This is a genomic window from Bradyrhizobium sp. 6(2017), assembly GCF_011058295.2.
In the GTDB taxonomy this organism is placed as follows: Bacteria; Pseudomonadota; Alphaproteobacteria; order Rhizobiales; family Xanthobacteraceae; genus Bradyrhizobium; species Bradyrhizobium septentrionale.
This window is the reverse complement of sequence record NZ_CP049289.2, coordinates 6,915,656-6,936,114: the sequence shown is the minus strand read 5'-3', so window position 1 is coordinate 6,936,114 and position 20,459 is coordinate 6,915,656. Positions and strand designations below refer to the sequence as shown.

Annotated in this window: 22 protein-coding genes; 10 read left to right on the top strand and 12 right to left on the bottom strand. The window is 63.6% G+C overall.

Annotated features, from left to right (window positions below; translation table 11 throughout):
• Positions 1-30 precede the first annotated feature (30 nt).
• The gene (locus G6P99_RS32855; RefSeq protein ID WP_165124983.1) at positions 31-957 is read right to left on the bottom strand and encodes a quinoprotein relay system zinc metallohydrolase 2; all 927 of its coding nucleotides are present in this window, start codon (positions 955-957) and stop codon (positions 31-33) included.
• 167 nt (positions 958-1,124) lie between these two features.
• Between G6P99_RS32855 and G6P99_RS32850 the strand changes: the two genes are divergently transcribed.
• Both G6P99_RS32850 and G6P99_RS32845 read left to right on the top strand, forming a co-directional pair.
• Positions 1,125-2,006, top strand: coding sequence for a substrate-binding domain-containing protein (locus G6P99_RS32850; RefSeq protein WP_165124980.1), 882 nt, complete (start codon positions 1,125-1,127; stop codon positions 2,004-2,006).
• Between the two features lie 14 nt (positions 2,007-2,020).
• The gene (locus tag G6P99_RS32845) at positions 2,021-2,557 is read left to right on the top strand and encodes a PQQ-dependent catabolism-associated CXXCW motif protein (RefSeq protein ID WP_035976615.1); all 537 of its coding nucleotides are present in this window, start codon (positions 2,021-2,023) and stop codon (positions 2,555-2,557) included.
• A gap of 26 nt (positions 2,558-2,583) precedes the next feature.
• Here the strand turns inward: G6P99_RS32845 and G6P99_RS32840 are convergent, their stop codons facing one another.
• The 6 genes from G6P99_RS32840 to G6P99_RS32815 form a co-directional block, all read right to left on the bottom strand.
• On the bottom strand, positions 2,584-2,880 hold the full coding sequence (locus G6P99_RS32840) for a copper-binding protein (RefSeq protein WP_029080060.1): 297 nt from the start codon (positions 2,878-2,880) through the stop codon (positions 2,584-2,586).
• A gap of 128 nt (positions 2,881-3,008) precedes the next feature.
• A complete protein-coding gene (locus G6P99_RS32835; protein ID WP_035976578.1) occupies positions 3,009-3,626 on the bottom strand; it encodes a hypothetical protein in 618 nt (205 codons plus the stop codon).
• Complete coding sequence (locus tag G6P99_RS32830) at positions 3,623-4,471, bottom strand: ABC transporter permease (protein WP_029080058.1); 849 nt, start codon at positions 4,469-4,471, stop codon at positions 3,623-3,625. The genes G6P99_RS32835 and G6P99_RS32830 overlap by 4 nt, the downstream gene beginning before the upstream one ends.
• The gene (locus G6P99_RS32825) at positions 4,468-5,289 is read right to left on the bottom strand and encodes an ABC transporter ATP-binding protein (protein WP_029080057.1); all 822 of its coding nucleotides are present in this window, start codon (positions 5,287-5,289) and stop codon (positions 4,468-4,470) included. Before G6P99_RS32825 ends, G6P99_RS32830 begins: the two co-directional genes overlap by 4 nt.
• On the bottom strand, positions 5,286-6,254 hold the full coding sequence (locus G6P99_RS32820; RefSeq protein ID WP_245284606.1) for a YVTN family beta-propeller repeat protein: 969 nt from the start codon (positions 6,252-6,254) through the stop codon (positions 5,286-5,288). Before G6P99_RS32820 ends, G6P99_RS32825 begins: the two co-directional genes overlap by 4 nt.
• A gap of 14 nt (positions 6,255-6,268) precedes the next feature.
• Entirely contained in the window at positions 6,269-7,450 is a 1,182-nt protein-coding gene (locus G6P99_RS32815) for an ABC transporter substrate-binding protein (RefSeq protein WP_029080055.1), read from the bottom strand.
• 175 nt (positions 7,451-7,625) lie between these two features.
• Here G6P99_RS32815 and G6P99_RS32810 point away from each other — a divergent pair, with 175 nt between their 5' ends.
• Entirely contained in the window at positions 7,626-8,105 is a 480-nt protein-coding gene (locus G6P99_RS32810; protein ID WP_029080054.1) for a DUF3280 domain-containing protein, read from the top strand.
• 197 nt (positions 8,106-8,302) lie between these two features.
• On the opposite strand, the gene fghA is transcribed toward G6P99_RS32810, so the two are convergent.
• Together fghA and G6P99_RS32800 are read right to left on the bottom strand one after the other, a co-directional pair.
• Positions 8,303-9,142 carry an S-formylglutathione hydrolase gene (gene fghA, locus G6P99_RS32805; protein WP_029080053.1) on the bottom strand — a complete coding sequence of 280 codons (840 nt, stop codon included), beginning with the start codon at positions 9,140-9,142 and terminating at the stop codon, positions 8,303-8,305.
• A 30-nt stretch (positions 9,143-9,172) separates the two neighbouring features.
• A complete protein-coding gene (locus G6P99_RS32800; protein WP_029080052.1) occupies positions 9,173-9,793 on the bottom strand; it encodes a response regulator transcription factor in 621 nt (206 codons plus the stop codon).
• 180 nt (positions 9,794-9,973) lie between these two features.
• Here G6P99_RS32800 and G6P99_RS32795 point away from each other — a divergent pair, with 180 nt between their 5' ends.
• Positions 9,974-11,338, top strand: coding sequence for a histidine kinase (locus tag G6P99_RS32795; protein ID WP_165124977.1), 1,365 nt, complete (start codon positions 9,974-9,976; stop codon positions 11,336-11,338).
• Positions 11,339-11,434: 96 nt separating this feature from the next.
• Here the strand turns inward: G6P99_RS32795 and G6P99_RS32790 are convergent, their stop codons facing one another.
• Both G6P99_RS32790 and G6P99_RS32785 read right to left on the bottom strand, forming a co-directional pair.
• The gene (locus G6P99_RS32790; protein WP_051346134.1) at positions 11,435-11,851 is read right to left on the bottom strand and encodes a YkvA family protein; all 417 of its coding nucleotides are present in this window, start codon (positions 11,849-11,851) and stop codon (positions 11,435-11,437) included.
• Between the two features lie 30 nt (positions 11,852-11,881).
• On the bottom strand, positions 11,882-12,856 hold the full coding sequence (locus tag G6P99_RS32785; protein WP_029080049.1) for a helix-turn-helix domain-containing protein: 975 nt from the start codon (positions 12,854-12,856) through the stop codon (positions 11,882-11,884).
• A 422-nt stretch (positions 12,857-13,278) separates the two neighbouring features.
• Between G6P99_RS32785 and xoxF5 the strand changes: the two genes are divergently transcribed.
• The 5 genes from xoxF5 to G6P99_RS32760 all read left to right on the top strand — a co-directional run bounded on the left by xoxF5 (position 13,279) and on the right by G6P99_RS32760 (position 18,543).
• Positions 13,279-15,084: a lanthanide-dependent methanol dehydrogenase XoxF5 gene (gene xoxF5, locus G6P99_RS32780; RefSeq protein WP_029080048.1), complete on the top strand. Its 1,806-nt coding sequence runs from the start codon at positions 13,279-13,281 to the stop codon at positions 15,082-15,084.
• Between the two features lie 123 nt (positions 15,085-15,207).
• Positions 15,208-15,684, top strand: a complete 477-nt coding sequence (locus G6P99_RS32775) for a c-type cytochrome, methanol metabolism-related (RefSeq protein WP_035976611.1) — start codon at positions 15,208-15,210, stop codon at positions 15,682-15,684.
• A gap of 49 nt (positions 15,685-15,733) precedes the next feature.
• Positions 15,734-16,843 carry an S-(hydroxymethyl)glutathione dehydrogenase/class III alcohol dehydrogenase gene (locus G6P99_RS32770; protein WP_029080046.1) on the top strand — a complete coding sequence of 370 codons (1,110 nt, stop codon included), beginning with the start codon at positions 15,734-15,736 and terminating at the stop codon, positions 16,841-16,843.
• A gap of 34 nt (positions 16,844-16,877) precedes the next feature.
• Positions 16,878-17,441, top strand: coding sequence for an S-(hydroxymethyl)glutathione synthase (gfa, locus tag G6P99_RS32765; protein ID WP_029080045.1), 564 nt, complete (start codon positions 16,878-16,880; stop codon positions 17,439-17,441).
• Positions 17,442-17,589: 148 nt separating this feature from the next.
• Entirely contained in the window at positions 17,590-18,543 is a 954-nt protein-coding gene (locus G6P99_RS32760) for a hypothetical protein (RefSeq protein WP_029080044.1), read from the top strand.
• A gap of 11 nt (positions 18,544-18,554) precedes the next feature.
• On the opposite strand, the gene G6P99_RS32755 is transcribed toward G6P99_RS32760, so the two are convergent.
• Positions 18,555-18,986, bottom strand: coding sequence for a hypothetical protein (locus tag G6P99_RS32755; protein WP_029080043.1), 432 nt, complete (start codon positions 18,984-18,986; stop codon positions 18,555-18,557).
• 244 nt (positions 18,987-19,230) lie between these two features.
• Here G6P99_RS32755 and G6P99_RS32750 point away from each other — a divergent pair, with 244 nt between their 5' ends.
• Positions 19,231-20,373 carry an epoxide hydrolase family protein gene (locus G6P99_RS32750; protein ID WP_165124974.1) on the top strand — a complete coding sequence of 381 codons (1,143 nt, stop codon included), beginning with the start codon at positions 19,231-19,233 and terminating at the stop codon, positions 20,371-20,373.
• Positions 20,374-20,459: the final 86 nt, after the last annotated feature.

Below are 20,459 nucleotides of genomic sequence, written 5' to 3'. Positions count from 1 at the left end.
ATGCGAGTTGCGTCATTATAGGACCAACAGCTACTCCCATTCAATTTCCGAGAATGCTGCAGTTGCGTTGCGGGCATTGTAATCGTCGAACAATTGCCAGCGCGGCCGCTCGGCTTCCCCGGCATGCTCGGCGGCTACCGTGATCGGCTTGCCGCTCGCGAGAAGCGCACGCACGTCTGTGGCCAGCGTCCCAAGATAACGCCGCTGGTCGGCAAGCGCTGCAGGCCATGCGCTCACGGGGCCGTGACCGGGAACCACGCGCTCAGCGGCAATCGCCGCGAGGTCGTCAAGTGCACGCAACCAGCCCTTGAGGCTGCCATCAACCACGGGAATATGGATGAGAAACACCATATCGCCGGCGAACAGGGTCTGGGTTTGTTCGTCGAGCACGGTGAGGTCGTTGTCGCTGTGCGCCGGCGGCCACGCCTTCAGCGTCAGGCTGCGTCCACCGAGGTCGAGCTTCAGCGTGTCCTCGACCAGCACGGTCGGGGGAATGATCCTGACTTCGTCGATCAGCGCGTCGCCCATCGTGCGCCGAAAGCCGTCGAGATAGAATTGCCCTCGCGTCGCTAGTGCGCGGGGCAGGGTCTTGTGGCCGACGAAGCTGGTCCCGTCATCCACGAAGGCCGCGTTGCCGAAGCTGTGATCGGGATGCGCATGGGTGTTGATCACGTAGCGGATCGGCTTGTCGGTGTGGCTGCGGACCGCTGCAAGCAATTGCCGCCCTTCGCGGACACTGCCGCCGGTGTCGATGACGGCGACGGCGCTGTCGCCGACCACGAACCCCACATTGGCGATGGCGCCTTCGTTCTCGCGCGTCATCAACGCAATGACCCCGGTGTGAACGAATATTCCGGGGGCGACTTCGCTCACAGGCAATTCCGCCTCTTGCGCCCACGCTATGGTCGGCGCCCAAAGCATCAGGAGCAGCGCAAGCACCGAACCGCCATGAGCCATGTTTCAGCCTCAGTTTCTCCGGGACGCGCGATCAATGTCGTTGCGCGCCAGTTTGCGCTGCAACAAGCAACGCGGCGCTGTCGCGATCATTATCCCTGTTGCACGTCATGGTACGCCCTGCAATTGCTGGATGACGGCGAAGCGTCCGTTCGAGAGGAGACCGCGTGATGAGAATTGCCGGATACCGTCCTGTTCTGCTCGCGCTTGCAGGCTTCATCGCCTGTCTCGCCGGGCGCGAGATCGCGCACGCGCAGGTCAATGATCAGGGCGAACTCTCCATCGAACTGATCGATGCCAAAGTGCTGCGCATCTGCGCCGATCCGCGCAACCTGCCGTTCTCGAACGAAAAGGGCGAGGGCTTTGAGAACAAGCTCGGCGAGCTGTTTGCCGAAAAACTGCAGAAGAAGCTCGACTACATGTACTTTCCGCAGGCGACCGGCTTCGTGCGGATGACGCTGGCGGCGCATCGCTGCGACGTGATCATGGGATTTCCACAAGGCGATGACCTCGCGCAAGGCACCAATCCCTACTATCGCACGGCCTATGCGATCGTCGCCAAGCCTGGCAGCGGGCTCGACGAGGTCACGACGCTCGAGGACGCGCGGCTGAAGGGCAAGCATATCGGTATCGTTGCGGGAACGCCGCCCGCCACCAACATGGCCATCAACGGTCTGATGAGCAACGCCAAGCCCTATCCGCTGATGATCGACACGCGCTACGATTCGTCGGCCGAGGCCATGATGAACGATCTCGCCAAGGGTGAGATCGACGCCGGCATCCTGTGGGGACCGATGGCGTCCTATTACGCCAAGAAGGCGAACCCGCCGATGCATATCACGCCGCTGGTCAAGGAGACCACTGGACCGAAGCTCGTCTATCGCATCGGCATGGGCGTGCGTGGGTCCGATCAGAACTGGAAGCGGCAGCTCAATCGCCTGATCCAGGAGAACCAGCCGGCGATCAACAAGATCCTGCTCGATTACGGCGTTCCGCTGCTCGACGAGAACGACCGTCCGATCGGGCCGGAGACCGCAACCAAGTCGCCGTGATCCGGCTTGCGGCCATGCTGGCGGTGATGTTGGTCGCCGCTTCGCCTGTCCGCGCGCAGGACCATCCCGCAGAACCCGAGGGCTATCGCACCGAGGACTATCGCGCGCCGGTGCCGACAACGCTTGCCGGCGCACAGGTGCTCACGACCGCGGAAGCGGAAGCGATCTGGCGCGAGAAATCCGGCGCCTTCGTCGACGTGCTGCCGCGCGCGCCGAAACCAAATCTGCCTGCCGGCACGGTGTGGCGCGAGCGGCCGCATCAGAATATCCCCGGCAGCATCTGGCTGCCCGACACCGGCTACGGCAGGCTCGCCGCGCCTACGGAGGCGTATCTGCGACGCGGACTGGCCCGTGCCTCCGGCGACGACAAGGCGAGACTGCTGGTGATCTATTGCCAGGAGAATTGCTGGATGTCGTGGAACGCCGCCAGGCGCGTGCTGTCCTACGGCTACCGCAACGTGGCGTGGTATCCGGATGGAACCGACGGGTGGGGGCGCGCCAAACTGCCGCTGGCGGATGCGCAGCCCGAGCCGCGCGACGGCGAGCAATGAGCCCGCCCTCACGCGCGGTTTGCGAGCTACTTCTGCTTGTCGAGCTTGCTGATCGTCTTGCCGCCGTCGCCGTCCGCTGTGGTGAACGTCACCTTGTCGCCGGCGTGAAGGTCCTCCAGCGACTGTCCTTTGGGTACCTTGTATTCCTGGATCGCTCCGCCAGCCGCGCCAACGGTTCCGCTCTGTGTCTGCTGGATCGAGATGGTTCCGCTCAATCGGTCAATCTTGGTGACCATTCCCGACATGGGTTGCTGGGCCAAAGCCGCTGACGTGACCAGACTCGCGGCCGCAAGGCCGGTCATGACGATCTTGGCTGCTCTCATCGAGGCCTCCGAACTTCAGATATAGTTGGAGACAACGAGCGGAGCGCGCAGTTTGTTCCGGATCGGCGCCGCCCGAGTGAACACATTGGGAGGCATGTTCATGACCGCCGGGGCGATCGGTCGCAGCCTCAATCCAGCTCCTGCTGGATGGTGCGGGCCAGCGCGAACAGGCGCTGGTCGATGGTGGTCGGCACCTCGCAGACGAATCGCACCACGCGTCCGCGGTCCTCGAAAATCCGCGTCTCCCAGACCAGCTGATTGCCGAGCTCATCGACCTTGGCCTGATCCGGCGGTGTGGCGTCCTGCAGTGCCTGCAGCGCAAGCGTATCGGCGCGAATCTTTTCCGCGGCCTCCCGCTGCTTGCGCATCACGCGTTCGAGCCCGTTCATCACCGAGGCCCGCTGCCCGTTGAGCGTGTTGAACAGGCCCGCGAACAGCAGCTTTCCCGCATTGGCCTTGTCGGCCGCGGCGGCCGACAGGAACTCGGTGATCTCTTTCTGCGCGTCCTCCAGCGGAATGCGGCGTGCCGCGAGCTTGGCCGCGAGTGCGCTGATCTTCGGATCGTCCTTCCATTTGGTCTCGGCATCGCCCAGCGGCGGCCCGGCCCAGACGGCGGCGAGCGAGATCTCGGGCACCTTGGCCTGTGCGCAAGGCCAGTCCGGATAGCGCGGGTCCGCGGCGGATGCGACCTGGTTCGACAGAACCATCGCGCACAGCGCACCCAGTCCGATTCGTAGACCTCTCATGCCTCGCCTCCGCCGGGTCCGCGGCGCACCAGGCCGCGCGAGGGATCGTAAGCCACGATCGCGCCGATCATGAACACCACCGTGCAGCCGCCGACCACCGCGAGCGAAACCCAGTTCATCTTGCCATACAGCGCGAACCGGATCAGCTCCACCGCATGGGTGAACGGATTGCACTGGCAGACATAATACAGCATCGGGCTGCCTTCCTGCACGCGCCAGAGCGGATAGAGCGCCGACGATGCAAAGAACATCGGGAAGATCACAAAGTTCATCACGCCGGCGAAATTCTCCAGCTGCTTGATGCTGGCCGAGATCAGCATGCCCAATGCGCCGAGCATCAGGCCCGACAGCACCAGCGCCGGAAGCACGGTGAGATAGCCGATCGTTGGCGGCGCGATGTCCCAGAACCACGCGATGACGAGGAAAGCGTAGACCTGCAGCAGCGAGACCGCGGTGCCGGCGAGCAGCTTGCAGAACAGGAGATAGCCGCGCGGCAGCGGGCTGACCAGCAGCGTGCGCATGTTGCCCATCTCGCGGTCATAGACCATCGACAGCGAGGATTGCATGCCGTTGAAGAGCTGGATCATCGCCATCAGGCCGGGCGCGATATAGACCTCGTAGAGGATATAGGTCTCGTAGGGCGGGATGATCGAGATGCCGAGCACCTGACGGAAGCCGGCGGCGAAGATGAACAGCCAGACCAGCGGCCTGACCAGGGCCGAGACGAAGCGCTCGCGCTGATGCAGGAAGCGCAGCGCCTCGCGCCACACGATGCCGTTCAGGCAGACGATGTATTCCGACAGCGAGAAGCCGCTTCGCTCGGGCGTGACCGTCGTGCTGGTCATGACGGCGGTCTCCCCGAAAGTGTGGCCGTTCCGGTCAGGCGCATGAAGGCGGTGTTGACGTCCTGGGCACCGGCCTCCGCGATCACGCGCGACACCGGACCGTGCGCCAGCATCCTGCCCTGATGCAGCACGACGAGGTCGTCGTTCGGCATGATCTCGTCGAACAGATGGGTTGCCCAGAGCACGCCGATGCCCTGTTCGGTGACGAGCTGCCGGACATGATCGAGAATGTCGGCGCGCGCCTTGACGTCGAGCCCGACGGTGGCCTCATCCAGCAGCAACAGCCTGGGACGGTGCAGCAGCGCGCGGGCGATCTCGAGCCGCCGCATCTGGCCGCCCGAGAGGTCGCGCACCTTGCTGCCGGCACGGTCGGCAAGGCCGATGCGGCCGAGCACCGCGGCGCTGCGCAGCCACGCCTCGCGCCGCGAGATGCCGTGCAGCGCGGCGTGATAGAGCAGGTTCTGCGTCAGCGAGAGATCGAGATCGAGCGTGCGCGGCTGGAACACGACGCCCATCAGCCGCAGCGCTTCACCGGGCGTCCGGCTGATGTCGTGGCCGAAGATCTTGATCTGGCCGTGCTGGATGCCGAACAGCCGCGTCACCAGCGAGAACAGCGTGCTCTTGCCGGCGCCATTGAGGCCCAGCAGCGCGGTGAAGCTCGCCGGCGCGACCGTGAAACTGACATCGATCAGGGCGCGCCGCGGCCCGTAGCTGTGGCTGACATTGCCGATCGACAGTGCCGGCTGCACCGCGGCTGCGGCTCCTGGAGCTGCGTCAGGCGAGGGCTGGCTCGCGATATGGGCGTCGGTTGCGGTCATGGCTGCGCGATCGTGATCCCCCAGGGCAGTTCGCCGACCTGAATGGTCTTGATCACCTTCTGGGCCGCAACGTCGATCACCGAGACGTCGTTCGAGACGCCGTTGGTGACCAGCAGATATTTTTCGTCCGGGGTGAAGTCCATGTGCCAGACCCGTTGGCCGACCAGGAGATATTTGATCACCTTGTGGCTGGTGGCGTCGACCACCGCGACGCGGTTGGCAGGGCCAAGTGCGATGAACGCCGTCTTGTCATCCTTGGTCATGCCGATGCCGACGGGCTGGATCGCCTCGTTCCGCAGGCCCGGAATCTCGAAGGTGATCTTGCCCGTCACCTCGTGCTTGACGGGATCGATGATCGACACCGTCCCGCCGATCTCGGACGATACCCACAATTCAGAGCTGTTGTGCTTGAACTGGGCAAAGCGCGGCCGCGAATCGACCAGCACATTGGCGACGATCTGGCGCGTCGCGGTGTCGATGAAATGCGCCATGTTGGTGGTTTCGGAGGTGTTGATCAGGATCTTGCCGTCCGGGCTGATCGTCATGCCCTCGGGCTCGACGCCGACCTGGATATCGCCGATCCGGGCGCGCTTTTCGAGGTCGATCACGGTGACCGTGTTGTCGTTCTCGTTGGCGACATACATGGTCTTGCCGGCGGCATCCTGGGCGAACAGTTCAGGGTCGGGGCCGGAGGGCAGGGTGTCGACGATCTCCTGGGTCTTGGTGTCGATCACCTGGATCGTGTCGTCATCGCCGACCGCGACCATCACGAATTTGCCGTCGCGTGAGAACTCGATGCCGCGTGGCCGCTGGCCGACCTTGATGGTTTTTGTCACCGTCCAGCTAGTGGTGTCGATCACCGTAACCGTGTTGCCCTTTTCGTTGGAGACATAGGCAACAAAAGCGGATGCCGGCGCCGCGGCAAGCCAAACAAGCATCCCGGTCAACAGACAGCGGCGCCACATGCGTTCATTCTCCCTCATTGCAGCTTGCACTTCGTTTCAGGCCGGTCAACACCGAGCGTGTCGAGTTCGGAGACCTGGTGCAGGAAACCTTCCTGCGGTGAGACCGAGACCACCATACGACCATCGGCCAGCAGGATCGGCTGGCGCAGCTGCAGATTCCAGTTTCGCAGGGTCAATCGCGTGCCCTTGAAGGCGGCGATCGAGAAGTCGGGGCCCTTGAGGAAGGCGATGACCTTCCTGGGATCCCCCGAATTGGTGCGCGACGTGGCCTCCCCGATCATGCGCGCGGCGATCCAGGCCTGCATGTCGATCGCCGTCATGCGGCGCATGTTGAGCTTGATGAAGCGGTTCTGAATCTGGACGGCGCCCCATTGATCATGCGCCGCGTCCCAGCTCGTCGGCACCAGGCCGGCCGAGCCCGCCACCGGCCGCGGGTCCCAGGTCCGGTAAGGCAAATAGTTCGCGAACACCTCGCTCTCGTCGGCCGCGACCAGCACGTCGTAAGCCGGCGCCTGCTGCGTGAACACCGGCATCTGGCGCTGGATCAAGGTCACGCCAGAGTCGGTGCGGCGTGCCCCGCCGGTATCCTCGAATGTCCGCTCCTGGACGATCTTGGCGCCGAAACGGGTGGCGGCGCGGCGCAGCGCGTCGGCATAGAGCTTGTCCTGATCGTGCGAGCCGACCACCAGGAACCAGCGCTTCCACTGCTTCCACACCAGGTACTGGCCAAGCGCGTCGGCCAGCATCGAGCGGGTCGGTGCGACATGGATGACGTTGCCGCGGCAGTCCTGCTCGCGCAGCCGGTCGTCGATCGCGCCGGTATTCAGCAGCACGGTGCCGCGGTCGCGCAGCGCATCGGCGACCTTGAGCAGGGCATCGGCGGGCAGGTCGGTGATGATGTAGTCGTTGCGGCCGGCGAGATCGGTCGCGACCTTGGCGACGTCGTCGCTGTCCTTGACCTTGACCTCGTCGAGCACGAAGCGCTGGTTGAGGAATTTTCCGGTCGTATTGTTGTCCTCGATCGCAAGCCGTGCGCCGGCGATGCCGTCATTATCGGCCGGCTGGTCGAGCAGCGAGAGCGTCGATTTGACGCCAGCGTGGCCGAGATAGCCGATATGGACCTCGACGGGATCAGCCGCCAGCGCTCCGGTCGTCATCATGCTGAGCGCGATCGTGCCGATCAGCCATCGGAACATAACTCCTCCCGCAGTCTTTCTTCACCGGGCATGGCGTTGTCGGACCATGCGTTGACGTGCAAGATGACCGAATTGGCCTAGCTTGCAACCCCGCTTTTTGTCGTTGCGAGGTTACAAATTCGATTGGTTCACAATCATGAGATCAACGTTCGCCTTCGTCGTCTCATTGCTGGTGATGTCTGCGGCGGCCGCGCGCGCCGAGCCGCCCAGGCTCGCGGTGTTCGACCTCGAGATGATCGACACCAGCCTGCAAGGCGAGGTCAACGGGCCGCGGACTGACGAGCAGGCGCGGCTGCTCCGGACCGGCGATCAGGTGCGCAAGGAGCTCGCAGAATCAGGCAGGTTCCGCGTGCTCGACATCGCGCCTGTCAATGCTGCGGCACACGGCAGCAATCTTCAGGCCTGCGGCGGGTGCGATGTGAAGCTGGCCGGCGAGCTGGGCGCCGATCTCGTGATGACAGGCGTGGTGCAGAAGGTCTCCAACCTGATCCTCAACATCAATCTCTATCTGCGCGACGTGCACAGCGGGCAATTGCTGGCCGCGGCGAGCGCCGACATGCGCGGCAATACCGACGAATCCTGGTCGCGCGCCACCAATTACCTCGTGCGCAACCGCCTGCTCGCGCCGAATTACGGCGCGCCGCAGGCACGGTAGCTCGCGCGCACGGATTTTTCCCCGTCATCCTGAGGAGCGCGTAGCGCGTCTCGAAGGATGACGGCCCACCTACAGCCGCGCGGAGAAAGTCGGGGCCGTCGACCCTTCGAGACGCCGCTACGCGGCTCCTCCAGCGACAACGGCAAAGCCGTTGCGCGGGGGTGACGGAGATGGACCGGCGTCGTCCTAAGTGATGCTTAGGCCTTCAGCCGCGCGGCGTGCCAGCGCAGATGATCGGCCATGAAGGTCGAGATGAAGTAGTAGCTGTGGTCGTAGCCCGGCTGACGCCGCAGAGTGAGGGGAATGTTGGCCTTCGCGCAGGCGGCTTTCAGCAGCTCCGGCCGCAGCTGCTCGGTGAGAAACCCGTCGGCATCGCCGTAATCGACCAGCAGATCGGAGAAGCGGGCGCCGTCCTCGATCAGCGCCACCGCATCGTGCTTTCGCCACGCCTGCTTGTTGCTGCCGAGATAGCCGCCGAGCGCCTTGTTGCCCCATGGCACCTGCGACGGCGCCACGATCGGCGCAAACGCGCTCGCCGCGCGATAGCGATCCGGATGGCGCAGCGCCACCGTCAGCGCGCCATGGCCGCCCATCGAGTGACCGAGGATCGATTGCCGCGCCGTGTCGACCGGGAATTGCTCGGCGATCAGCTTTGGCAATTCCTCGGTGACGTAGCTCCACATCCGGTAATTGGTGGCGAACGGCTGCTCCGTCGCATCGACATAGAAGCCCGCGCCGAGGCCAAAATCATAGGAGTTGGCGGGATCACCGGGGACGCCTTCGCCGCGTGGGCTGGTGTCGGGCGCAACGAAGATCAGGCCGAGTTCGGCGCATGCCTGGCGGAATTCACCCTTCTCGGTGACGTTGGCGTGCGTGCAGGTCAGGCCCGACAGGTAGGTGACCACAGGCAGTTTGGCGCCGGCCGCATGCTCCGGGACAAACACCGAGAAGGTCATGTCGGTCCTGGTCTCGCGGCTTGGATGCCGGTACACGCCCTGTGTGCCGCCATGCGACTTGTTCTGGGAAACCGTCTGCATTGTCGTATTCCTCTGGGTTGGAGTGCTGCGTCAGCCGACGCCGCTCTCGATCGCGAGGCGCACGAGCTCGGCCGAGGTGCGCACGCCAAGCTTCTGACGCATGATCGATGACGTGTTCGCGACCGTCTTGTATGACGAATGCACCAGCCAGGCGATCTCCGACAGGCTCTTGCCGGAACTGAGCAGGCGCAGGATCTCCATCTCGCGCGAGGTCAGCTTGGAGAGCGGATTCTGCGCAAAGCCCGGCCGCGCAAAGGCGACATTGCGTGCGATCGCGGGCGGCAAATAGACGCCGCCATTGCCGACTTCGCGCACTGCCTCCACCAGATCGTTGGGGTCGCCGGTCTTCGAAACATAGCCCTTGGCGCCGATATCGATGGCGCGGGCGGCGAACACCGGGTCGTCGTTCATGCTGAACATGATGAGGCGCGCCGATGCATCGTGCGACAGAATGCGGCGCGCCAGCTCGAAGCCGGAGACCGTCGGCAGGTTGATGTCGATCACGCAGAGATCGGGCTTTTCAGCGACGAAAGCCCGTTCGCCGCTCTCGGCATCCGCAGCTTCCAGCAGGATGATCTCGGGATCGTCGGCGAACACGGTGCGACAACCCGAGGCGACGATGGGATGATCATCAACAATCAGAATGCGCATGGCGTTGTTCCGCGACCTGCCTTGATTCACTCATCATCACATCGGTTTGCACCAGGACACGTCGGTTCCGACCGCTTGTGCACCTCGCGCGAGATTGCGATAGGCTGCGATTAGATAGCCGGGCAAATTTGGCTGTCAACGATCCTCTCGGAGGAGGGATCGCGGGTCGGGGGCAACGTCATGTGGCAAAAGCTATCCTTGCGCGCACGGATCAACCTGCTGCTGGCGCTGATATTGGCGCTTGGACTGGGCATCAATATTGCGCGGCTAGTACTGGAAGCGGGGCCGCGTGTCCAGGCCGAGGACCAGAGCGTGATCCGGCTGGCGCGCGAGTTTGTCGCGACGATCGTGGCCGGTCTCGACGAGGCGCCGGACCCCGATGCGCGGCTCGATCAGATCGTCGAGGATTTGAGCCGGCTGCGCCATGTCAGCATCTCGCGGCAGGATGACGCGACCGCAAAGCCGGCGGACCGGGCGGAGGAGGCTGGCGATCCGCGCGCCCCGCCCGAGTGGTTCGTCGCGCTGGTGCATCCCGAGCAGACCTCGGTGCGGGTGCCGATCTCGGTTCACGGCAAGCCGCAATCGCTGGTCATCACCTCGCATCCGGACGACGAAATGGCCGAGATCTGGGACGGCATCGTCACCCAGCTCGAGGTCGGCTCCGCGATTGCGGTGGCGCTGCTTCTCGTCACGATGCTGGTGGTCGGCCGTGCGCTTGCGCCGCTCGAGGCGCTGTCGCAGGCCATGACCGGCATCGAGGCCGGGGATTACGATGCGCGCGTCGAGCCCGGCGGATCGCCGGAATTGGCGGCAATCTGTGCCAAACTGAACCATTTGGCGGCGACCCTTGGCGAAGCCGTGGACAGCAAGCGGCAGCTGGCCGAACGCGCGGTGTCGCTGCAGGATTCCGAGCGCAAGGAGATCGCACGCGAACTGCATGATGAGTTCGGGCCGTATTTGTTTGCGCTGCGCGCGCATGCCGGCGCGCTGAACCGGCTGTCGGAGGTCGAAAAGCCCGATCCTTCGGCGCTGCGCAAGCACGGCAATGCCATCCTCGAGCAGGTCAATGCGCTGCAGCAGTTCACCCGCCGCATCCTGGAGCGCTTGCGGCCGGTTGGACTGGCCGAGCTCGGGCTTGCGGAAGCGCTGGGCGCGCTGGTGCGGATGTGGGGTGAGTCGCACCCCGAGGTGGAGATCGATAGCCGCATTTCGCCCGATCTCGGCGATACCGGCGAGATGGCCGATTTGACGATCTATCGCATCGTCCAGGAGGCGCTCACCAACGTGTTTCGCCACGCCGGCGCAACTGAAGTCGACATCATGATCGAGCCGGCGGAGCGGCAGGCAGGCCCGCGCGGCAGCCGTGGCTGCGCGCTGGTGCGGGTTCGCGACAACGGCCGCGGTATGCTCGGGGATCACCGGCTTGGGCGCGGTCTATCCGGCATGCGGGAGCGAATCCTCGCGCTTGGCGGCACGCTCAATATCACTTCAGGCGATGACGGCGTGACGGTCGAGGCGCTGGTGCCGAAGGCCGCGCGCGCCTAGAGCTTCGGTCCTGATTGAATCAGAACCGAAGCTCGAGATTCTTGTTTTGACGCGTTTTCTTCACGCGAACCGGCCTCCACTTTGCTCGAAAACGCTCTAGGAGGCGGATCGCGGCCAGTATCTGAAGGCGGCGCATACCAGCGCCAGTGCGCCGGCGATCCAGAGCACGATGATCGCGATCATGCCCGCCCAGCTGGTCGGACGCTGCAATATGGTGCTGGCCTTGGCGCGGCATTCCGCCATCACCTCGTCCGGAACGAGCGCGATCGCAAGCCAGATGCCGAGCGGCAGCAGGATCAGGTCGTCGAGATAGCCGATGACGGGGATGAAATCCGGAATCAAATCGATCGGCGACAGCGCGTAGGCGGCCACCGCGACGGCAACGGCCTTGGCGTACCAGGGCACGCGCGGATCACGCGCTGCGAGATACAGCGCGACGCTGTCTCGCTTAAGGTTGCGCGCCCAGGTTTTGAGTGAATGCTTGATCGAGGAAAGTTTGGTCGCGGACAGCATGGCGTGACGCCTGCACGCCAGGCGGAAACGCTATTCCAGCACCACGTCAGCCGGCATGCCGCCGTGCAGGCCCTTGTGGACGGAGGAGGGCGCGATGCCAAAATACTTCCGGAACACGCGGCTGAAATGCGAGGAGCTCGAGAAGCCCCAGGAGAACGCGACATCGGTGATGGTCTTGCCGTTCTGTGATTCCAGCTCCTGCCGACAATTCTGCAGCCGAGCCTTCCAGATGTAGTCGCTGACCGTCATGCCGCGATCGCTGAACAGCATGTGCAGATAGCGCTTCGAGCAGCCGAGCGCCGCGGAAATGCGGTCGATGCAGAGATCAGGATCGCGCAGATGCTCGCGGATGAAGCCTTGGGCCCGCACATAGGTCGCCTCCGCGCTGCCGCGGTCGAACATTGCGCCGGTCTCGCGCAGCGGCAGCAGCAGCAGGTCGATCAGCGCATCGGCGACGCCGACCGCGTTGACCGGGGTCAGTGTCGGTGCCTCGCCGAACGCGGCATGGACGAAATCATAGGCGATGCGGCCGGTGCCGTTGCGCGCCGACAGCTTGCACGGCGCCATCTTGGAGAGCTGGAAGCCGCGCTCCTTCAGCAGGTCCTTCGGCACGATGACAACCTCGTGACGGGTCAGGGACGGGCTGATGATCGTATGCGGGCAGGACACGTCGTAGGCGAAGCAGTCGCCCGGCATGATGTCGAAGTGCAGGCCGTCCTGTTCGAAATGCGAGACGCCGTGGGTCTGGAACACGATCTTGATGTAGGGGTGCTCGCTCAGCTTGATGCGCGAGATGGTGTGCGCGATCCGGTGCTGGCTTGCCTCGATCTGGCACAGCTTCAATCGCGAAACCGTCGTGAAATTGATCCGGCCCTCGAGCGAAGATCCCTCGAGCGCATCGACGTCGAACTGACCGCAGAGGTCAGTGAGCGCATCCGACCAGCGCTGGATCTGACGCTTGGGCGTCAAACCGTTCGTGCTGAGTGAATGGACTGTATCGGTCATCTTTCCAGCCACCGATTCGATCCCCAACGTGACTGCTCACCGAGCTTAGGTCTGGCCCGGGATGATGCGCCTTCTCCCTGATTCTGAACAGCTTAGGGAGGCGACGGGATTTCTTCCCGGTTAATGTCGGGTGATCCTCCGACTTAGTTCTGGGCGCGTCAAGCGCAACCTTGGGCCGCTTCCATCTGACGCTGGAACGGCACCGAGGGCGTTTGATGCCCTGCAACATGAGGCGGCCTTTCCTGCCAATTGGGGGCCCGGCCGCAAAAATCTGACAAAGCTTCGCTTCTGAGCAAACGGCGCTTCGCTGCTGGGCAAGTCAGCACGGTTCGATGGGACTACCACTGAGCAACCAAAATGGAAGAAGTGGGGCCGTTTCGGCGGAAACCCTTGAGCTCTTGAACCCTGGGAGGAAATCCACGATGCGCAAGTTGCTTTACGCGACCAGCCTTGGCGCCATGGCGGTGTTCGCCGCCGGAGCCGCCAACGCCAATGACGAACTCAGCAAGATGTCGCAGAACCCGAAAGACTGGGTGATGCCGGCTGGCGACTATGCCAATACGCGCTATTCGAAGCTGAATCAGATCAACGCTTCGAATGTCGGAAAGTTGCAGGTCGCCTGGACGTTTTCGACCGGTGTGCTGCGCGGCCACGAGGGCGGTCCGCTGATCATCGGCAACATGATGTACGTCCACACGCCGTTCCCAAACAAGGTCTATGCTCTTGACCTTTCGCAGGACAACAAGATCGTCTGGAAGTATGAGCCGAAGCAGGATCCGAACGTCATTCCGGTGATGTGCTGCGACACGGTCAACCGCGGCGTTGCCTATGGCGACGGCAAGATCTTCCTGCACCAGGCCGACACCACGCTGGTCGCGCTCGATGCCAAGACCGGCAAGGTGGAATGGACGGTGAAGAACGGCGATCCCAGCAAGGGCTCGACCGGCACCTCCGCGCCGCTGGTGGTCAAGGACAAGGTTCTGCTCGGCATCTCCGGTGGCGAATTCGGTGTCCAGGCTCATGTGACCGCCTACGACATCAAGACCGGCAAGCAGGTCTGGCGTGGCTTCTCGGAAGGTCCGGATGACCAGATCCTGGTCGACGACAAGACCACCGAGCTCGGCAAGCCGGTCGGCAAGGACTCGAGCCTGAAGACGTGGCAAGGCGATCAGTGGAAGATCGGCGGCGGCGCAACCTGGGGCTGGATCTCCTACGATCCCGAACTGAACCTCGTCTATTACGGGTCGGGCAACCCCTCGACCTGGAATCCGAAGCAGCGTCCGGGCGACAACAAGTGGTCGATGACGATCTGGGCACGCAACCCGGATACCGGCGTCGCCAAGTGGGTCTACCAGATGACGCCCCATGACGAATGGGACTATGACGGCATCAACGAGATGATCCTCTCGGATCAATCGATCAACGGCACCCCGCGCAAGCTCTTGACGCATTTCGATCGTAACGGCCTCGGCTATACGCTCGATCGCGCCACCGGCGAACTGCTGGTCGCCGAGAAGTACGATCCGAAGGTGAACTGGACCTCCGGCGTCGACATGAACAAGAGCTCGCCGACCTATGGTCGTCCGAAGGTTCTTGACGCAGCGTCGACCGACAAGGCGGGCGAGGACGTCAACGTGAAGGGCATCTGCCCGGCGGCGCTCGGTTCGAAGGACGAGCAGCCGGCGGCCTATTCGCCGGACACCCAGCTGTTCTACGTGCCGACCAACCACGTCTGCATGGACTACGAGCCGTTCAAGGTGAGCTACACCGCAGGTCAGCCCTATGTCGGCGCGACGCTGTCGATGTATCCGCCTCCCGGTGAAACCCACATGGGCAACTTCATCGCCTGGGACGGCAAGACCGGCAAGATCGTGTGGTCGAACAAGGAGCAGTTCTCGGTCTGGTCGGGTGCGCTCGCGACCGCCGGCGGCGTGGTGTTCTACGGCACGCTGGAAGGCTACCTGAAGGCAGTCGACGCCAAGACGGGCAAGGAACTCTACAAGTTCAAGACCCCGTCCGGCATCATCGGCAACGTCACCACCTATGAGAACGGCGGCAAGCAGTACATCGCCATTCTGTCGGGTGTTGGCGGTTGGGCGGGCATCGGCCTCGCGGCCGGTCTGACCGATCCGACGGCCGGTCTCGGTGCGGTCGGTGGCTATGCCGCGCTGAGCAACTACACCGCGCTCGGCGGAACGCTCACCGTGTTCTCGCTGCCGCAGCAGTGAGCTGAGCAAGCTCGTTCCGGCGCATGGAGCGATCTCCATGCGCCGGACCGTCTTCAATCTGCACGCGAGGATATGCTTTTGCGTAAGATCTGGTTTGTGAGTGCCGCGATCTTTGTCGTGGCAATGGGTGGAGTTGCCTCCGCCGAGGACGCGGGTGATCCGACCGCCGTCAAGTCCGAGGACGGCAAGTATCTCGACAAGGATGGAGACCCGACGTTCAAGGTGGCGCCCGACGGCACGGTGGACTGGTACACCTACTCCGGATACCGCCGCTATCACTCGGAGTGCCACGTCTGCCACGGACCCGATGGCATGGGCTCGACCTACGCGCCGGCGTTGAAGGATTCGCTGAAGACCATGAGTTATGCCGACTTCATGGGCGTGGTCGCGAGCGGCCGCAAGAATGTCTCCACGGCGCAGGAGAACGTGATGCCGGCATTCGGCGATAACCCGAACGTTGCCTGCTACATGGACGACCTCTATGTGTACCTGCGCGCCCGCGCCAATGATGCGACCGGGCGTGTTCGGCCGGCCAAGCACGAAGACAAATCGGAAGCCTACACCAAGGCGGAAGACGCCTGCATGGGCAACAAGAAGTGAGCGTGTCCGGCGCGAACGGCAACCTGTTTAATATTTGTTGGAGACCAAGATGAAGACCCGCGCCGCAGTCGCATTCGAAGCAAAGAAGCCGCTTGAGATCGTCGAGCTCGACCTGGAAGGCCCCAAGGCCGGCGAGGTCCTTGTCGAGATCAAGGCGACGGGCATCTGTCACACCGATGCCTACACGCTCGACGGCTTCGACAGCGAAGGCATCTTTCCGTCGGTCCTCGGGCACGAAGGCGCCGGCATCGTTCGCGAGGTCGGCGCCGGCGTGACGTCGGTGAAGCCGGGCGATCACGTGATCCCGCTCTACACGCCCGAATGCCGCCAGTGCAAAAGCTGTCTCAGCCAGAAGACCAATCTCTGCACCGCGATCCGCGCCACCCAGGGCAAGGGCGTGATGCCCGACGGCACCTCGCGCTTCAGCTACAAGGGCAAGCCGGTTTTCCACTACATGGGCTGCTCGACCTTCTCGAACTTCACCGTGCTGCCCGAGATCGCGGTGGCCAAGATTCGCGAGGACGCGCCGTTCGACAAGAGCTGCTACATCGGCTGCGGCGTCACCACCGGCGTCGGTGCGGTGGTCAACACCGCCAAGGTGACGCCAGGCTCGAACGTCGTCGTGTTCGGCCTCGGCGGCATCGGCCTCAACGTGATCCAGGGCGCCAAGATGGTCGGCGCCGACAAGATCATCGGCGTGGACATCAACGACTCCAAGGACAATTGGGGCCGCCAGTTCGGCATGACGCATTTCGTCAACCCGACCAAGGTAAGCGGCGACATCGTCCAGCACCTGGTTGGGCTGACCGACGGCGGCGCCGACTACACCTTCGACTGCACCGGCAACACCAACGTGATGCGTCAGGCGCTGGAAGCCTGCCACCGAGGCTGGGGCGTCTCGGTGGTGATCGGCGTTGCGGAATCCGGCAAGGAGATCGCGACCCGGCCGTTCCAGCTCGTCACCGGACGGGTCTGGAAGGGCACCGCCTTCGGCGGCGCGCGCGGTCGCACCGACGTGCCGAAGATCGTCGACTGGTACATGAACGGAAAGATCCAGATCGATCCGATGATCACCCACGTGCTGAAGCTCGAGGAGATCAACAAGGGCTTCGACCTCATGCACGAGGGCAAGTCGATCCGTTCGGTCGTCGTGTTCTAAGAATCAAAACACCAAGCACTAGGAGGATAGGTCAATGACTGTTCATATCCACCCGTCAATCGACAACGGCGTCAAGCAAGGCTCCGGCAGTTTTGCCGGCGGCACGCTTGTCTGCAAATGCGCGGACAAGAAGGTCAAGGTCGGGGTCAAGGGCGACGTCGCCCATAACCACGCCTGCGGCTGCACCAAGTGTTGGAAGCCCTCGGGCGCCACCTTCTCGGTGGTCGCGGTGGTGCCGCGCGAGAACGTCACCGTGCTGGAAAACGGCGACAAGCTGAAGATCGTCGATACGGCGGCGGTGATTCAGCGCCACGCCTGCTCGGGCTGCGGCACTCACATGTACGGCCGGATCGAGAACAAGGGCCATCCGTTCTACGGCCTCGACTTCATCCATCCCGAGCTGTTCCAGGAGTCCGGCTCGGCGGCTCCGGGATTTGCCGCTTTCGTGTCGTCGGTGATCGAGTCCGGCGTCAAGCCGGCCGATATGGCCGGGATCCGGTCGCGGCTGAAGGAGCTTGGGCTCGAGCCCTATGACTGCCTGTCGCCGCCGCTGATGGACGCAATCGCCACCCACGTGGCGAACTCCAAGGCGGCCTAAGGCAGCCTAATCTTAAGGCAGCCTAATGGAGGCGGCCTGAACGGTCGGGCCTGACGAGATCCTGCGCCGGCAGAGGGCTGCCGGTGTCGGATATGCTGGTAGTACCCGTGACCTTGAACCTTGCATGCCCTGCGGGCGACCACAGGGCATGCATTTTATCTTCCGCCTTGCCCTCGCGCTTTCCCCGATCCTGGTCCTTTCGCACGCCCACGCGGCGTCGCTGGAAGACCGCTACATTGCCGCGCGTGACGCCGCGATCGCCAAATTCGCCAAACAGGCGAAGGACGGCAAGACCGGCGAGGCCGTCGACAAGGCCGAGGCGGCGGCGCGCGACGAGCTGAAGACGCAGCTCACCGCAATCCTGTCCGAGTCCGCCTGGCCGGGCTTTGCGCCCGCCCAGCTCAACCTCGACACTCTATATAACGGCGATATGGGGTTCGGCATGCTGGACGGCCTGCGCTTCGATGCCGACAAGGGCAGGGACGGCGGCAAGATCGGCTGGCAGCGCCCCGACGGGAGCTTCGTCGAGCCGAAGGCCCATATCATCGTCACCACCGAAGCCCTGTTCACCCGCTGGCTGCACGAGCACAAGACCTGGTGGGACAAGGGCAGCAAGAACGTGCCGCAACAGATCGAAGCGGCCCTGAAGTTCGAAGGCCTCTACACCCAGGCGATCTCAACCGATGCCGCAGTGATCAACTTCGACCAACTGCCGGTCGCCAAGCCGTCGCCGGCCACCCTGACCTACGGCTTCCTGGCCGGCCGCACCCAGGATTCGACCCCCGAGGCCGGCGATGAGGTGTTCGTCGCGGCGCTTGCTGGCGGCAAATTCTACATCGCCTGTGGCGAGATCGAGCCCGCCGTGCAGGTGCCGACCTGCGCGACCATTCGTGCCGACTACAACAAGAAGGCCGACGCGGCGGCCGAGAAGCTCGATCGCAAAGAGATCACGAAGAAGGCCTATGACAAGCTTGGCGATTTGCGCCAGCAGGGCGACGACGCCTTCAAGCGCTGCTTCGTTCAGCACGCGCCAGAGCAACCGGCATTCGCAGAGGCCACCAAACAGGCCCAGGCGCTGCTGCAGACCGCGATCGGCAGGTAATTTGACCCGATCTATTCCCACTCTCCAAACAGCAGACACATCCACACCACCTGCAAGATCGGCCAGGCCGCGAATGCGCTACATAGCAGCCCATTGCCGAGCGGTGCTCTCCGTTGGCGCACTCGCACGAGGGAGATGATTGCGAATGGCGGCAGCAGAAGAAATGTCGGTGCGAAGATCGCGCCGTATAAAATGACGAGCTCCGCGTGAGCGGCAATGCCTTCCTGCATGACGGATTGCAGCAGCAAGAAGTAGATGACGAGGAGTACAGGGGCAAACAGGGCCGACGACGCTGCCGGCGAAAAGCCTGACGAATCGATGCCAGGCCTGTTCACCCATGTCCCGATGATGATCCACCCCGACAAGAACATGATGACAAGCGGCACGCCCAGCTTCAACAAAACGTCCTGGGCGTTCACGATGCTCGTCAAATAGAGTGCCACATCAGCTCCATGCGTTGCGCCATGAGTGCTTCAATCGTCCCGATTCATGTCGACTGACCGCAGCCTCTGTCTTAACAACATGGCGAGGCCGATGATGGATTTTGTCGTGCAGAATTCGCGGTTTGTCGTGCAGGGTTCGTGCAGAGGACGGCCAGGGTCGCAGTAAATGGCGCGGCGCGGGTTTGATCGGCGACCCGCGCGCGCTATCTTCCCCAGAAAGGTCTACATCCCGGGGAGACGCGCCATGACGACCGCCATCAGCCCGTTTCGCATTGCCGTCAGCGACGACGTCCTCGAGGATCTGCGCGCCCGGCTGCGCCGGACCCGCTGGCCGGAGGCCGAACTGGTCGACGATTGGAGCCAGGGCGCGCCGCTGCAATGGATCAAGGACGTCTGCCATTACTGGGCCGAGACCTATGATTGGCGGCAGCGCGAGGCGCGGCTCAACCGCTTCAGCCAGTTCACGACCGAAATCGACGGGCTCGACATCCACTTCATACATGCCCGCTCAAAGCATCCGGAGGCAAGGCCGCTGATCATCACCCATGGCTGGCCGGGTTCGGTGGTCGAATTCCACAAGGTGATCGAGCCACTGACCGATCCGACCGCGCATGGCGGCAGCGCGGCCGATGCCTTCCACGTGGTGTGCCCGTCATTGCCGGGCTTCGGCTTCTCCGCCAAGCCGGCCACGACAGGCTGGGGCGTCGACCGGATCGCCAGGGCCTGGGCCGTCCTGATGGAACGGCTCGGCTACACCAAATACTTCGCGCAAGGCGGCGATTGGGGCTCCGCGGTCACGACCGCGGTCGGCGGTCAGGACGCGGCACACTGCGCCGGCATCCACATCACGCTCGCGATGTCGACGCGGCCCAATGTCGAGGGCCAGCCGACGCCGGAGGAGACCCGCGCGCTCAACGGCATCAAATATTATGCCGACTGGGATTCCGGCTATTCCAAACAGCAGTCCACCCGGCCGCAGACGCTTGGCTATGGCCTGACGGATTCGCCGAGCGGGCAGGCGGCCTGGATCCTGGAAAAATTCTGGGCCTGGACCGACTGCGACGGGCATCCGGAGAACATCCTCAGCCGCGACGAGATGCTCGACAACGTGATGCTGTACTGGGTCACCGCGACGGCCGCTTCGTCGGCCCGGCTCTACTGGGAAAGCTTTGGGCCGGGCAAGCGAACCCTGCACAAGGTGACCGTGCCGACCGGCGTTGCGGTGTTCCCCAAGGAGATCGTTACGCCGGTCCGCAAATGGATGGAGACGAACTTCACCAACATCCAGCACTGGAGCGAGATGCCGAAGGGTGGGCATTTCTCGGCGTTCGAGCAGCCTGAACTGTTTGTCGGTGAGGTCCGGGAGTTTTTCAGGAAACTGCGCTGACGATAGGCTAGCCGTGTAGGATGGGTGGAGCGCAGCGATACCCATCTTCGCGCCGCGGATCTGAGTTGATGGGTATCGCTGCGCTC